The sequence below is a fragment of the Pseudoxanthomonas mexicana genome (assembly GCF_046736355.1).
Lineage (GTDB): Bacteria > Pseudomonadota > Gammaproteobacteria > Xanthomonadales > Xanthomonadaceae > Pseudoxanthomonas_A > Pseudoxanthomonas_A mexicana_B.
Genome location: NZ_CP157201.1, coordinates 779,464 through 793,146 on the forward strand (window position 1 = coordinate 779,464; position 13,683 = coordinate 793,146).

Genomic DNA, 13,683 nt, shown 5'->3' on the forward strand with positions numbered 1-13,683 from the left:
GGATGCACCTCGCGGCGCATCCGCCTTTTCTACGCAAACTTCACCCACCCCGGGAACCTCCGGACATGCCGTCATTCCCGCCTGCGGGAATGACGGGGAAGTGCACCCGAGAGATTCTCCAACCGCCAACATCCGGCCACTCCATGCGAACCCTCTTTCTGCTGCTGCTCGCCTCCCTGCCCCTGCTCGCCACCGCAGCCGAACCGGTACGCCCGGTGCCCGCGCTGGATCTGGCGCGCTACGCCGGCACCTGGCACGAGATCGCGCACCTGCCGATGCGCTTCCAGAAGCAATGCGTCGGCGACATCACCGCCACCTATGCCGCGCGCAGCGATGGCCTGATCGACGTGCGCAACGCCTGCCGCAACAAGCGCGGTGAAATGGAGTCGGCGCAGGGCGTGGCGCGCCCGGTGCCGGGCCGGCCGGGCGAACTGGAAGTGCGCTTCGCGCCGCGCTGGCTGTCGTTCCTGCCGATGGTGTGGGCCGACTACTGGGTCATCGACCTGGATCCCGACTACCGCTGGGCGGTGGTCGGCGAACCGGACCGCGACTACCTGTGGATCCTCTCGCGCGAGCCGTCGATGGATCGCGCGCTGTTCGAGCGCCTGAAGGCGCGCGCCACCGCGATGGGCTACGACCTGCAGCCGCTGGTGATGACCGCGCCGCTGCGCGACTGATGCCGGGCTGCGCGCGGGACGTCACCAGACCCGCGAATACCTCAGCTGCAGGAAGTTCTCGCCCGGATTGGGCTGCTCGATGCGCGCGTTGGAATAATGCTGCAGGCGCAGCGACCATTCCTGCCGCTGGCCGGCGCCGAAGCGCTTGCCGACCGCCGCGTGATCGCCGAACTGGAAGGTGGTGCTGAAGCGCTTGCGCCCGTTGTCGTAGCGCGGCGAGATCGCATTGACGCCGATGCCACCCTCGACGAACCAGCCCGGCCGCCAGGCGTCCGGATACAGCCGCAGCACCGGGGTCAGGCCGACCTGGGTGGAATCGCGCCGGCCCTGCACGAACCAGCGTCCCAGCGTGCCTTCCCAGTAGCCGGTGACGCGGCCCAGCGAATACTGCTTCTGCCAGCGCCAGTCGCGGGTGAGGCCGACGTTGATCGCATTGGCGTGCTCGGCGGCGCCGGCCTGCACGAACCAGCCGCGCGCCGGCGCCTGCTGCGCATGCAGCGAAGCGGCCGGCAGGCCGGCGGCGGCCAGGGTGATTGCGAGGGAAAGCAGGCGGCTCCGCGTCACGGCGGAGGAGGTCAGGGGACCGGAAGCGATAGGCGGCACGGGAACGTTTCTGTCGGGGGAGAAGGGGCGCGGCCGCCGGCTGCGGCGGCCGCGCATTATCGGATATCGGCGGGTGAAAGCATCGCCAGCGTGTGACCCGGATGACGGCGGTCCCTGTCGGCGGCCGATTGCGAACGCTGCGCGTCGAGCAGGGCGGGCAAGTCCGATGCGCCGGCACGATAGCCGATCCCGGCGGGTTCATCGCCGACTGCGCGGCGACGGACTGTTCCAGCCGCAGTTTCAGTTGCGCCCGGCGCCTGGCATGGGACAGCAGCGCGTTGCCGGTCCTCCAGCGTGCAGGCTGCTGGCCGGGGGCTGGACGAGGCATGGCCCGCGGAAGAAGAAAAGCGGCCCTGCGGCCGCTTTTCCTCGTCTGTAGAGCCGAGCTTGCTCGGCTGCTTTCCCGTTTCGCCCGTAGATTGCGCAGTCGAGCAAGCTCGGCCCTACACCGGGATACCCGTGGCTTTGCCACGGGCATCCACCGATGCCCTTGATCGCGGAGACTACTTCACCCGCACTTCCACCCGCCGCGCCTCGTCGGCCGCGCCGTCGCCGGCGGTGACCGCCGGCTTGTCCAGGTCGATGCGCGATTCGTCCACGCCGTTGACCACCAGCCACTGCGCGATCGCCTGCGCGCGCTGCCGCGCCAGTTCGGCGTTGACGGCCGCATCGCCGCTCTCGTCGTGGAAGCCGGACACCTGCGCGCGGGCATTGCCGTCGGCGTGCAGCGTGCCGAGCACGCCGGCCAGGCGCGCGCTGGTGTCGGCCGGCACCACCGCCGAGCCGGTGTCGAAGTAGACCTTGGCCAGGTGGCCCTCGGCGGCGATCGGCGCGGCCGCGTGCGACGCGCCGGCGGTGGCCGAACCGAGCCAGCCGTTGACCGGCAGCACCGGCACCAGCAGCAGCGCGACGATGTTGATGATCTTGATCAGCGGGTTGATCGCCGGGCCGGCGGTGTCCTTGTACGGGTCGCCGACGGTGTCGCCGGTGACCGCGGCCTTGTGCGCCTCGCTGCCCTTGCCGCCGTGGTGGCCGTCCTCGATGTACTTCTTGGCGTTGTCCCAGGCGCCGCCGCCGGTGGTCATCGAGATGGCGACGAACAGGCCGGTCACGATCGTGCCGATCAGCAGGCCGCCCAGCGCCTGCGGCCCCAGCAGCAGGCCGACGATGATCGGCACCACCACCGGCAGCAGCGACGGCACGATCATCTCCTTGATCGCCGACTTGGTCAGCAGGTCCACCGCCTTGCTGTAGTCCGGCTTGCCGGTGCCTTCCATGATGCCGGCGATCTCGCGGAACTGGCGGCGCACTTCCTCGACCACGCTGCCCGCCGCGCGGCCCACCGCTTCCATCGCCATCGCGCCGAACAGGTACGGGATCAGGCCGCCGATCAGCAGGCCGATGATCACCAGGTGGTTGGACAGGTCGAAGGTGAACACCGCGTCGGGATGCGCGGTCTGCAGGTTGTGCGTGTAGTCGGCGAACAGCACCAGCGCGGCCAGCGCGGCCGAGCCGATCGCGTAGCCCTTGGTCACCGCCTTGGTGGTGTTGCCGACCGCGTCCAGCGGATCGGTGATGTTGCGGATCTCCGGCGGCAGCTCGGCCATCTCGGCGATGCCGCCGGCGTTGTCGGTGATCGGCCCGTAGGCGTCCAGCGCGACGATCATGCCGGCCATCGACAGCATCGCGGTGGCGGCGATGGCGATGCCGTACAGCCCGCCCAGCCAGTACGCGGCCAGGATCGCGATGCACACCGCGATGACCGGCCAGGCGGTGGACTTCATCGACACGCCGAGGCCGGCGATGATGTTGGTGCCGTGGCCGGTGGTCGAGGCGGCGGCCACGTGCTTGACCGGGGCGTACTGGGTGCCGGTGTAGTACTCGGTGATCCAGACGATGACGCCGGTCAGCACCAGGCCGACCAGCGCGCAGCCGTACAGGCCCATCGCGCCGTACGGCGAGTCGGCCATCAGCTGGGTGGTGATCGGGTAGAACGCGATCGCGGCCAGCACGCCGGAGACGATCACGCCCTTGTACAGCGCGCCCATGATCGAGCCGCCTTCCTTCACCTTGACGAAGAACGCGCCGATGATCGAGGCGATGATCGACACGCCGCCCAGCACCAGCGGGTACAGCACCGCGTTGCTGCCGACCTGCGCCATCATCAGGCTGCCCAGCAGCATCGTCGCGATCACGGTGACCGCGTAGGTCTCGAACAGGTCGGCGGCCATGCCGGCGCAGTCGCCGACGTTGTCGCCGACGTTGTCGGCGATCACCGCCGGGTTGCGCGGGTCGTCCTCGGGGATGCCGGCCTCGACCTTGCCGACCAGGTCGGCGCCGACGTCGGCGCCCTTGGTGAAGATGCCGCCGCCCAGCCGCGCGAAGATCGAGATCAGCGACGAGCCGAACGCCAGCCCGACCAGCGCGTGCAGCGCGTCGTCGCCGGTGATGCCCATGCGGCCGAGCACCAGCCAGTAGCCGGCCACGCCCAGCAGGCCCAGCCCGACCACCAGCATGCCGGTGATCGCGCCGCCGCGGAACGCCACGTCCATCGCCGCGCCCATGCCCTTGCGCGCCGCCTCGGCGGTGCGCACGTTGGCGCGCACCGACACGTTCATGCCGATGTAGCCGGCCGCGCCCGACAGCACCGCGCCGATCAGGAAGCCGATCGCGGTGGCCCAGCTCAGGAAGAAGCCGACCAGCACGAACAGCACCACGCCGGCGATGGCGATGGTGGTGTACTGCCGGTTGAGGTAGGCGCTCGCGCCCTCCTGCACCGCCGCGGCGATTTCCTGCATGCGCGCGTTGCCCGCCGGCTGCCGGAGGATCCAGCGCGCAGAAATGATGCCGTAGAGAATCGCGACCGCCGCGCAGATCAGCGCCAGCGTCAGACCGTGTTGTTCCAGCATGACCCCTCCCAAGGGTTGACGGATGGTTGCCCAGCGGAGCGCGGAGTTCCGGCCAGTCAATCCCGTGGAGCCTGTTGAACGCACGGGTATCCCCGCGCCTGGGCGCGGTCCGACCGGGTCACACAATCTCTGGAGCTGCGCCGAGTATGAACCGATGCCCTGCATACCGCCAGCGATGACGGTGCGTTCAGGACGGCCATGCCAGCCTCGCCGGGTTTCCGAGCGGAAGGCATGACATGGGAAGGCTGATGATCTGTGCGGCGCTGCTGTCGCCGCTGCTGGCGGCGGCGGCCGAGCCGGTGCCGGAAATCCGTCGCGAGGGCGCCGCGCCGCAGGCGGTGGGGGTCGTGCACACGGTGCGCCAGATACCGGAAGCCTGCGCGCGCATCGAGGGCCGCTTCACCGGCCAGCCGGCGCAGCCCTACGCGATGGCCGTGGCCAGGACCCACCCGCAGTGCCAGCCGCGCGCGCGCCTGGTCGATTACGCGCAGGCCAGGCCGTCGGAAGCGACCGGCTGGAAGCTCAACGATCGCATCGCCATCCCGTCGGCGGCCTGCCCGTCGCAGCAGGCGGTGCTGCGGGTCTGGCGCAAGCCGGCGCAGACGCAGGCCCCGGCACTGGATGGCCAGGGCCAGGCGCGCGTCTACCTGCAGGATGCGCAGCGCCAGGCTGCCGGTGGCGGCGTCGCGCCGGTGGCGATGTATGCCATTGGGCTGGAAATCACCGGAGCGGCCTGCCGCTGAGCAAGCCCGGGCGTTTGTGTTTGCCCATCTTTCCGCGCCGCACCGCCGCGACGGTGTTGCACGGCAAGTCAGCCGGCCTGCTCGCGCTCCAGCGCCTCGATCTGCCGCAGTACCGCGAGGAACTTCGCGCCGAGATCGGTGAAGCGGTATTCCACGTGCGGCGGAACCACGTCGAACTCGGTCTTCTCCAGCACGCCGTGGGCGACCAGCTTGCGCAGGCGCTCGTTGAGCACCTTGGTCGAGATGCCGGGAATGGCGCGTTCCAGCTGGCCCGGGCGCGAGACGCCCGCGTGGATCGCGCGCAGCACGCTCCATGACCATTTGCAGCCGAGCACGTCCTCCAGCAGGCCGGTGATGGACGCGCGGGCGCCGGCAGGGGTGACCGTTTTGTGCGTGGTAACCATTTCGTGCCTTCTTTTCAGGCGTTCGTGGGCATGAAGAATGGGAAGCCGGCGACTTGGCCGAAAACCCGGAGAAACGACATGACCCGCAAAGCGATCTTCTACCACGCCGGATGCCCGGTCTGCGTCGAGGCCGAACGCAACCTCGCCCATGCCCTGGACCCTGCGCGCTACCAGGTCGAAGTGGTGCACCTGGGCCAGGACAGCCCGCGCATCGCCGAGGCCGAGGCCGCAGGCGTGAAGTCGGTGCCCGCGCTCGTGCTGGACGGGCAGGCGTTCCACATCAACTTCGGCGCGGGCATCGAGGCGTTGAAGTAGGCGCGTCCGCGGCGGGGCGGATCGCCGTCCCGCCGCCGGCCGCTGCGATCCTCGTCCGGCTCAGCCTTCCCACGCCGGCAGCTTCTTCCCCACCGCCACGTTCTTCAGCGTCACGTACTTCGGCAGGCCGTCGGCGCCGTAGGCCAGCGGAGCCTCGCCCTTGATCAGCGGCTGCAGGTAGCGGCGCGCGGCGGCGGTGATGCCGTAGCCGTCCTTGCGGATGAAGCCGGGCGGGAACTTCTTCTCGTGGTTGGCGACCTTGGAAAGCGGCGCCGGTTCGATCCTCCAGCGGTACGGCGCGTCGGAAGTGCGCACGATCGCCGGCATCACCGCGTTCTGCCCTTTGAGCGCGTATTGCACCGCCGCCTTGCCGACCGCCTGCGCCTGCTCCCAGTCGGTCTTCGAGGCGATGTGCCGCGCCGAGCGCTGCAGGTAGTCGGGCAGGGTCCAGTGCACCTTGTAGCCGAGCTCGTCCTTGACCCGGCCGGCCAGGTACGAGGCCACGCCGCCGAGCTGGGTATGGCCGAACGAGTCCTTGCCGCCGCCGGCGTCGGCGACGAAGCGGCCGTCGGCGTGCTGGATGCCCTCGCTGGCCACCACCACGCACCAGCCGACGCGATCGACGACCTTGCGCACCTGCGCCAGGAACGCGGCCTCGTCGTAGGCGCGCTCGGGGAACAGGATGATCTGCGGCGCCTCGTCCGGCGACTGCCCGGCCAGGCCGGCGGCGGCGGCCAGCCAGCCGGCGTGGCGGCCCATCGCCTCGTAGACGAACACCTTGGTCGAGGTTTCGGCCATCGCCGCCACGTCCAGCGCGGCCTCGCGCACCGACACCGCGGTGTACTTGGCGGCCGAGCCGAAGCCGGGGCAGGCGTCGGTGACGGCCAGGTCGTTGTCCACCGTCTTGGGCACGCCGATGCAGGACAGCGGGTAGTCGAAGGCGGCCGCCAGTTGCGAGACCTTCAGTGCGGTGTCGGCCGAATCGTTGCCGCCGTTGTAGAGGAACCAGCGCACGTCGTGCGCCTTGAACACCTCCAGCAGGCGCTCGTATTTCGCGCGATCGGCCTCCAGCGACTTGAGCTTGAACCGGCACGATCCGAACGCGCCGCCGGGCGTGTTGGCCAGTGCGCGGATCGCCGCGGCCGATTCCTTCGAGGTGTCGATGAGGTCCTCGCGCAGCGCGCCGAGGATGCCGTTGCGCGCGGCCAGCACCTTGACGCCGCTCGCCCGTGCCTGGCCGATGACCGCCGCCGCGGTGGCGTTGATGACGGCGGTGACACCGCCGGACTGCGCATAAAGTAGGGTGCCCTTGGCCATGTTCGCCTCGTTGCGGGGTGGGGGGATGGGTTAAGCTTCACACATTGACGCGGTGCAGCGTCGGCCCGGCGGGCGCTGCCGGGCGCTGTGATCGCCACGGATTCTAGTTCGGGAGTGACACGATGCGATTGGTATTGTTGGGACCGCCGGGATCGGGCAAGGGTACGCAGGCCGCGCGTCTGAAGGACTACCTCGGGGTTCCGCACATCTCAACCGGCGACCTGTTGCGCGCCGAGGTGGCGGCCGGCACGCCGCTGGGCTTGCAGGCCAGGGAAGTGATGGCGCGCGGGGATCTGGTCTCCGACGAGATCCTGCTCGGCATGCTCAAGGATCGCTTCTCCCGCGACGACACCCGGCCGGGCTTCATCCTCGACGGCTACCCGCGCAACCTCGCCCAGGCCGCGGCGCTGGGCGAGTTGCTGGCCAGCCTGGGGCAGAAGTTCGATGCCGCCGTGCAGCTGGCGGTGGACAACGAGAAGATCATCGAGCGCCTGGCCGGCCGCGCCAAGGCCGAGGGCCGCGCCGACGACAGCCCGGAATCGGTGCGCCACCGCCTCAACGTCTATGACCAGCAGACCGCGCCGGTGATCGCGTTCTACCGCGAGCAGGGCCAGTTGAGCGTGGTCGACGGCGTGGGATCGCTGGACGAGGTGTTCGGCCGCATCCTCGAGGCCATCGGCCGCTGAAGCCGGCTGCGCGGCTGCGGCCGCGCGCGGGCCATCCCTTCCCGGAGCCGGTCGCCTGCGCGAACGGCCGGTTGCCGGCGCGGATTCGCTTCCGCGCCTGTCCTTGCGGTCCCGGGCCTTGTGGCGGCGCTTCAGTCGCGCGGGTGGCGGCTGAACTCGCGCAGGCTGCCGTCGGCCAGCACCAGCGACACCGTGTACGGCTGCACGAATCCGTCCGGGTGCTCCATTCCCGGCGAGCCCACCGGCATCCCCGGCAGGGCCAGGCCCTTGGCCTGCGGGCGCTCGCGCAGCAGCCGGATCACGTCCCCGGCCGGCACGTGGCCCTCGACGAAATAGCCGGCGACCTGCGCGGTATGGCACGAGCCCATCGCATACGGCACGCCCGCCGCCGCCTTCACCGGCTCCATGTCCTCGGTGTTCTTTTCCTCGACGGGGAAGCCGGCCTGCCGCATGTGCTCGATCCAGACGCCGCAGCAGCCGCAGCTCGGGTGCTTGTGCACGGTCAGCAGCGGCAGCGCGGTGGTGGCGTCGGCGGTGGTGGTGGCGGGATGCGCAGGGACCGCGGACACGGCGGCTTCATGCGGCGATTCGGCGCCCGCGCAGGCGCTCAGCAGCAGCGACAGCGTGGCGATGGCGGCGAGCGGCGTGCGGGGCATGGCGGCTTTTCCGTCGGTGGCGGGGGAGGCGGGCAGTTTACCGGTCCGCCGGCGGCCACGCCTTGCGCCATTGCAGCCAGGAAGGCGCCGGCTCGGGTAAAGTCCGCGCAGTCCCGCACGGAAGTCCGTACTTGAAGCTCCACATCCTTGGAATCGCCGGCACCTTCATGGGCGGCGTCGCCGCGCTCGCGCGCGAACTGGGCCACGAGGTCGAGGGCAGCGACCAGGCGATCTACCCGCCGATGTCCACCCAGCTGGAGAAGCTCGGCATCGCGCTGTCGCAGGGCTACCTGCCGGAAAACATCGCGCCGGACTGCGAGGAAATCGTCATCGGCAACGCGCTCTCGCGCGGCAACCCGGCGGTGGAGGCGGTGCTGGACCAGGGCCGCCGCTACATCTCCGGCGCGCAGTGGCTGGCCGAGCGCGTGCTGCCCGGGCGCGACACGCTGGCGGTGGCCGGCACCCACGGCAAGACCACGACCACGACCATCCTGACCTGGCTGCTGGAGGCCGCCGGCCGCGCGCCGGGCTTCCTGATCGGCGGGGTGGCCGAGGATTTCGGGGTGTCCGCGCGGTTGGGAGGCGCAGCGGTCGAACCCTCATCCGGCGCTTCGCGCCACCTTCTCCCGAGGGGAGAAGGGAAAGAAGAGTCCACTCATGCGCGTCGACCGCTGTTCGTCGTTGAAGCCGACGAATACGACACCGCCTTCTTCGACAAGCGCAGCAAGTTCGTCCACTACCGGCCGCGGGTGGCGATCCTCAACAACCTGGAATACGACCACGCCGACATCTTCCCGGACGTGGCGGCGATCCAGCGCCAGTTCCACCACCTGGTGCGCACGGTGCCGCGGCGCGGGCGCTTGATCGTCAACGGCGAGGACGCGCGCCTGGCCGAGGTGCTGGCGATGGGCTGCTGGACGCCGGTCGAGCGCTTCGGCTTCGACGCGTCGCTGGAATGGAGCGCGCGGCTGCTGGCGGCCGACGGCAGCGCCTTCGCCGTGCTGCATCGCGGACAGGCGATCGGCCAGGTGCACTGGCCGCTGCTCGGCCGCCACAACGTGCTCAACGCGCTGGCGGCGATCGCCGCGGCGCACGCGGTCGGCGTCGACGTCGCGGCGGTGCTGCCGGCGCTGGCGCGCTTCCGCAGCGTCAAGCGGCGGCTGGAGGTCATCGGCCAGCACGGCGGCATCACCGTCTACGACGACTTCGCCCACCATCCGACCGCGATCGCGACCACGCTGGAGGGGCTGCGCGCGAAGGTCGGCGATGCGCGCATCGTGGTGGCGATGGAGCCGCGCAGCAATTCGATGCGGCTGGGCGCGCACGCCGAGGCGCTGGCGCCGTCGCTGGAACTCGCCGACGCGGTGGTGTTCCTGCACCGGCCCGAGCTGGCGTGGGACGCCGGCAAGGTGGTGGCCGCGATCCGCGGGCAGGCGCTCACCGTGGCCGATGCCGACGCGCTGATCGCCGCGCTGCGGGACATCGCGCATGCCGGCGACCACGTGGTGTTCATGTCCAACGGCGGCTTCGACGGCGCGCCGCGGCGGTTCCTGGCGGCGTTGCAGGATTGACCGTCGCGGGGAAGCGGCAGTGTCCCCGTGGGAGCGACGTCAGTCGCGACGAGGGAAATACAGTCGCGACTGACGTCGCTCCCACAGGCGCATGGCCGGGCCGCTCACGTAGACTGCCGGCGATGACGCCCGAGCCGCTGCCGCTGTTCCCCCTGCACACGGTGCTGCTGCCGGGCGCGGCGCTGGGGCTGCGGGTGTTCGAGCGCCGCTACCTGGATCTGGTCCGCGACTGCGGGCGCAGCGGGCGGGGCTTCGGCGTCTGCCTGATCCTGGAAGGCGGCGAGACCGGCGCGCCGGCCACGCCGGCGGCGTTCGGCACCGAGGCGATCATCGAGGACTTCGACACCGGCGCCGACGGCCTGCTGATGCTCAAGCTGCGCGGCATGCGCCGCTTCCACGTGCAGCGCACGCGGGTGCGCGACAACGGGCTGGTGATCGGCGACGTCGAATGGCTGCCGGCCGATCCCGGCGACGAACTGCGCCCCGAGCACGGCCTGCTGGCGACGCTGCTGCAGACACTGCTGGAGCAGATCGGCAACGCCACCCTGGCGGTGACGCCGGCGCAGATGGACCAGGCGGCGTGGGTGGGCTGGCGGCTGGCCGAGCTGCTGCCGCTGACTTCAGACCAGCGACTGGGCGTGCTGCAACTGGACGATCCGCACGCGCGGCTGGACCGGCTGCTTGCCTGCCTCGCCTGAGCAGGCGGATCCGCACGCGCCGCCCGTAGCGGCGTCGCGGCTTCAGGGCGCCGGTGGCGCGGGCAGGGTGCGCAGCCGCAGCACCGGCAACTGCGAGTCCGGGTGCGGTTCGGCCAGGTGCTCGAAGCCGGCGGTGTCGGCGGCGACCGCTTCCAATGCCTCGCGCGCCTCGCGCAGCGGGTGCCACAGCCCGATCAGGCCGAACACGCGGCGGTGGCGCAGCACCTGCGCGCTGCCGATCCACACCGGCTCGTCGCCCGGCTGCAACTGCCGCGTGCTGCGCCACAGCCGCAGCGCGTAGCGCTCGTCGGCGTGCGCGCCCGGGCGCAGCATCAGCAGGGTCTCGGCGCGGGTGTCCAGGGTGGCCGGCAGCACCGGCAGCGCGTCGGCGGGCAGGTCGTTGTCCAGCATCAGCAGCGCCTGCTCCCAGCCGGCCTGCGCCTGCACCTGCCAGCCGGCCTGTTCCAGCCGCGCGCGCAGCGGCGCCAGCGGGCCGGCGACCTGCACGTCCAGCGGCCAGCGCTGCTCGTCGTCGAACTCGTTGCGCCGCGCCGGCAACTCCCGCCAGCCCTGCTGCCACCACTGTGCCGCCGCCATCGTGCGCACCGGCAGCGGATGCTCGAACCGCGCCAGCATCGCCTCCACGTCGCGCGGCGCGTGCCACAGGCCGGCGGCGACGAACGCGCCGTAGAAGATCCACGCCAGCGGCTTCATCCAGAACGAGCGCACCGTGCGGCGGCGGTAGGCGATGCCGAGGATCAGCAGCCAGACGATGCCGAACAGCATCCCGCCGACGATGTCGCTGAGCCAGTGCGCGCCCAGGTACAGCCGCGCAAAGCCGATCAGCGCCACCACCACCGCCGACACCAGGTACGGCCACACGCGCGTGCGCCCGGGCAGCTCGCGCGCGATCAGCACGGCGAAGAAGCCGAAGGTGATGGTCGCCATCGTCACCGCGATGGAGGGGAAGCCGAAGCCGCTGGCCACCGACGGCGGCTTGGGGATGTCGACCACCGCGCCGAGCCAGGTGGTCAGCGCCAGGCCGAACGCCAGCGCCGCCAGCCAGTGCGCCGCCGCCAGCCAGCGCTTGCGCCAGCACAGGTACAGCAGCACCAGGGTCGAGGCCGGCGCCAGCACCTGCCAGTCGCCGAGCGCGGCGATCGCCGCCAGCGGATGATCCGCCAGCGGATTGCGCAGCGACTGCATCAGCTCGTGCACGGCCAGGTCCAGCGCCAGCGGCTCGCCGTGGCCGATGACCAGCACCAGGAAGGCGAAGAACACCCAGACGATGCCCAGCAGCAGGATCGCCAGCAGCGCCAGCGGCACCGATTCGCGCCGCGCCGGGTCGAACACCGCCGACGAATAGCGTCCCAGCACCGGGTGCGCGTGCGACCACGCCAGCGCGCGCGCCAGCAGCGCGTCGGCGTGGCCGGCGAACCAGCGGTAGGAGTAGAGGACCAGCGCCCAGGCCGCGGCCAGCACCACCGCCAGCAGGCCCAGCACCAGGGTCAGCCGGCCGGCGACCGCGGCGACCGCGTCGTAGGCCTGGCCCAGCACCCAGCCCGGCAACAGGAACAGCAGCGCCCACGACACCGCCGCCGCCGCGCTGGCCGGCAGGTAGCGGCGCAGCGGCATCTTCAGCATGCCGGCCACCGCCGGCACGAACGGCCGGATCGGGCCGACGTAGCGGGCGACGAGGATGCTCTTGAAGGCGTTGCGGCGGAACAGCGCCTCGCCGCGGTCGAGCAGTTGCGGGTACTTGCTGAAGGGCCAGTGGCTGCGCAGCTGCGGCCCCCAGCGATGGCCGACCCAGAAGCTGGTCGCATCGCCGATCAGCGCGCCCAGTGCGGCGCAGGCCACCGCGTAGGGACCGGACAGCTCGCCCAGCCCGATCAGCACGCCGACCGCGAACAGCAGCGGCAGCGCCGGCACGATGGCGCCCAGCACGATCACCGCATCGCAGAAGGCGATGGCGAATATCGCCGCGCCGGCCGCCCAGGGATGCGCGCCGATCCAGGCCAGCAGATTGTCGAACCAGGCGGGCATCATCTGGCGGCGATTATAGGTGCCGGTCCCTGACCGGTGCCCTCTTGACGGCGGCCGCCTGCGTCGGTTCCGACCATTGGACGATGCCGCGCGCGGCCGTCCCGGGGGCGTCCCAATTCGCGACTGACGTCGCTCCCACAAGGCTCCAGGGAGGATTCGCGCCGCTGGCGGTGGCCATGCCGTGGGAGCGACGTCAGTCGCGACTTCGCGCCTTTGCACCTGCGCATGGTCCATCCGCGACGTTCCCGTAAGATTCGCCGATGGAATCGCAGATCCCGGTGGAAGTGGCCACGCTGAAGGCCGACAGTTTCGGCCGCATCGCGCTGATGCGCGGGCCGCAGGGACTGTTCGTGCGCCGCGACCTGGCCGCCACGCCGTGGTGGCTGCGGCTGCCGGCCTGGCGGCTGGCGCGGCGCGAGGCGCTGGCGCTGGAGGCCATCGCCGGGCAGCCGGCCACCCCGCAACTGCTGGGCTGGGACGGCGTGCGGCTGGACCGCAGCTACATGGCCGGCGATGCGATGTACCAGCGCCCGCCGCGCGGCGACCTGGCCTATTTCCGCGCCGCGCGCCGGCTGCTGCAACAGATCCACCGCCGCGGCGTGGCCCACAACGACCTGGCCAAGGAAGCCAACTGGCTGGTGCTGCCCGACGGCGGCCCGGCGGTGATCGATTTCCAGCTCGCCGTGCGCGGCCGCCCGCGCTCGCGCTGGATGCGGCTGCTGGCGCGCGAGGACCTGCGCCACCTGCTCAAGCACAAGCGCATGTACTGCCGCGAGCACCTGACCCCGGTCGAGAAGCGCCTGCTCAAGCGCCACTCGTGGCTGCGCGACGCCTGGTTCCGCACCGGCAAGCCGGTGTATCGGTTCGTCACGCGCAGGATCCTCAAGTGGGAGGACAACGAGGGGCAGGGGCCGAAGCCTTGAGATTGGGGCGGGAGTAGGGAATGGGGAATAGGGAATGGTGAAAAGCGATCGCCGGAGTTGTGCGGCAGCCATGAAAGCGTAGCCTGTTCCCCATTCCCCATTCCCCATTCCCCATTCCCCATTCCCCATTCCCCA

At 71.0% G+C, this 13,683-nt stretch carries 13 protein-coding genes and 1 pseudogene; 7 read left to right on the top strand and 7 right to left on the bottom strand.

What is annotated here, in order from left to right; genetic code table 11:
• Positions 1-143: 143 nt before the first annotated feature.
• Complete coding sequence (locus tag AAG688_RS03385) at positions 144-677, top strand: lipocalin family protein (RefSeq protein WP_411833952.1); 534 nt, start codon at positions 144-146, stop codon at positions 675-677.
• 21 nt (positions 678-698) lie between these two features.
• Here AAG688_RS03385 and AAG688_RS03390 read toward each other — a convergent pair whose 3' ends face one another.
• The 3 genes and pseudogenes from AAG688_RS03390 to AAG688_RS03400 all read right to left on the bottom strand — a co-directional run.
• Entirely contained in the window at positions 699-1,241 is a 543-nt protein-coding gene (locus AAG688_RS03390) for an acyloxyacyl hydrolase (protein WP_411833953.1), read from the bottom strand.
• A gap of 542 nt (positions 1,242-1,783) precedes the next feature.
• On the bottom strand, positions 1,784-2,176 hold the full coding sequence (locus tag AAG688_RS03395) for an OmpA family protein (RefSeq protein WP_411834922.1): 393 nt from the start codon (positions 2,174-2,176) through the stop codon (positions 1,784-1,786).
• A pseudogene (locus AAG688_RS03400) lies at positions 2,165-4,189 on the bottom strand (sodium-translocating pyrophosphatase); the annotation flags it as partial. The pseudogene AAG688_RS03400 and the gene AAG688_RS03395, both read right to left, overlap by 12 nt.
• A 248-nt stretch (positions 4,190-4,437) precedes the next feature.
• Between AAG688_RS03400 and AAG688_RS03405 the strand changes: the two are divergent.
• Positions 4,438-4,932, top strand: coding sequence for a hypothetical protein (locus tag AAG688_RS03405; RefSeq protein ID WP_411833954.1), 495 nt, complete (start codon positions 4,438-4,440; stop codon positions 4,930-4,932).
• Between the two features lie 68 nt (positions 4,933-5,000).
• Here the strand turns inward: AAG688_RS03405 and AAG688_RS03410 are convergent, their stop codons facing one another.
• Entirely contained in the window at positions 5,001-5,336 is a 336-nt protein-coding gene (locus AAG688_RS03410; RefSeq protein ID WP_411833955.1) for a winged helix-turn-helix transcriptional regulator, read from the bottom strand.
• Positions 5,337-5,414: 78 nt separating this feature from the next.
• On the opposite strand from AAG688_RS03410, the gene AAG688_RS03415 reads away from it, so the two are divergent.
• Positions 5,415-5,651: a thioredoxin family protein gene (locus AAG688_RS03415; RefSeq protein WP_411833956.1), complete on the top strand. Its 237-nt coding sequence runs from the start codon at positions 5,415-5,417 to the stop codon at positions 5,649-5,651.
• Between the two features lie 60 nt (positions 5,652-5,711).
• Here the strand turns inward: AAG688_RS03415 and AAG688_RS03420 are convergent, their stop codons facing one another.
• The gene (locus tag AAG688_RS03420; protein ID WP_411833957.1) at positions 5,712-6,968 is read right to left on the bottom strand and encodes a 6-phosphofructokinase; all 1,257 of its coding nucleotides are present in this window, start codon (positions 6,966-6,968) and stop codon (positions 5,712-5,714) included.
• Between the two features lie 122 nt (positions 6,969-7,090).
• Here AAG688_RS03420 and AAG688_RS03425 point away from each other — a divergent pair, with 122 nt between their 5' ends.
• Positions 7,091-7,654, top strand: a complete 564-nt coding sequence (locus AAG688_RS03425) for an adenylate kinase (protein ID WP_411833958.1) — start codon at positions 7,091-7,093, stop codon at positions 7,652-7,654.
• Between the two features lie 131 nt (positions 7,655-7,785).
• Here AAG688_RS03425 and AAG688_RS03430 read toward each other — a convergent pair whose 3' ends face one another.
• On the bottom strand, positions 7,786-8,310 hold the full coding sequence (locus tag AAG688_RS03430) for a DUF411 domain-containing protein (protein ID WP_411833959.1): 525 nt from the start codon (positions 8,308-8,310) through the stop codon (positions 7,786-7,788).
• A gap of 167 nt (positions 8,311-8,477) precedes the next feature.
• Here AAG688_RS03430 and mpl point away from each other — a divergent pair, with 167 nt between their 5' ends.
• Positions 8,478-9,881 (top strand): UDP-N-acetylmuramate:L-alanyl-gamma-D-glutamyl-meso-diaminopimelate ligase, encoded by a 1,404-nt coding sequence (gene mpl, locus AAG688_RS03435; protein WP_411834923.1) that lies wholly within the window; start codon positions 8,478-8,480, stop codon positions 9,879-9,881.
• A gap of 122 nt (positions 9,882-10,003) precedes the next feature.
• On the top strand, positions 10,004-10,579 hold the full coding sequence (locus AAG688_RS03440) for an LON peptidase substrate-binding domain-containing protein (protein ID WP_411833960.1): 576 nt from the start codon (positions 10,004-10,006) through the stop codon (positions 10,577-10,579).
• A 42-nt stretch (positions 10,580-10,621) separates the two neighbouring features.
• Here AAG688_RS03440 and AAG688_RS03445 read toward each other — a convergent pair whose 3' ends face one another.
• Positions 10,622-12,628, bottom strand: a complete 2,007-nt coding sequence (locus AAG688_RS03445; RefSeq protein WP_411833961.1) for a VTT domain-containing protein — start codon at positions 12,626-12,628, stop codon at positions 10,622-10,624.
• Positions 12,629-12,885: 257 nt separating this feature from the next.
• Between AAG688_RS03445 and AAG688_RS03450 the strand changes: the two genes are divergently transcribed.
• Positions 12,886-13,548 carry a serine/threonine protein kinase gene (locus tag AAG688_RS03450; RefSeq protein ID WP_411833962.1) on the top strand — a complete coding sequence of 221 codons (663 nt, stop codon included), beginning with the start codon at positions 12,886-12,888 and terminating at the stop codon, positions 13,546-13,548.
• Positions 13,549-13,683 lie beyond the last annotated feature (135 nt).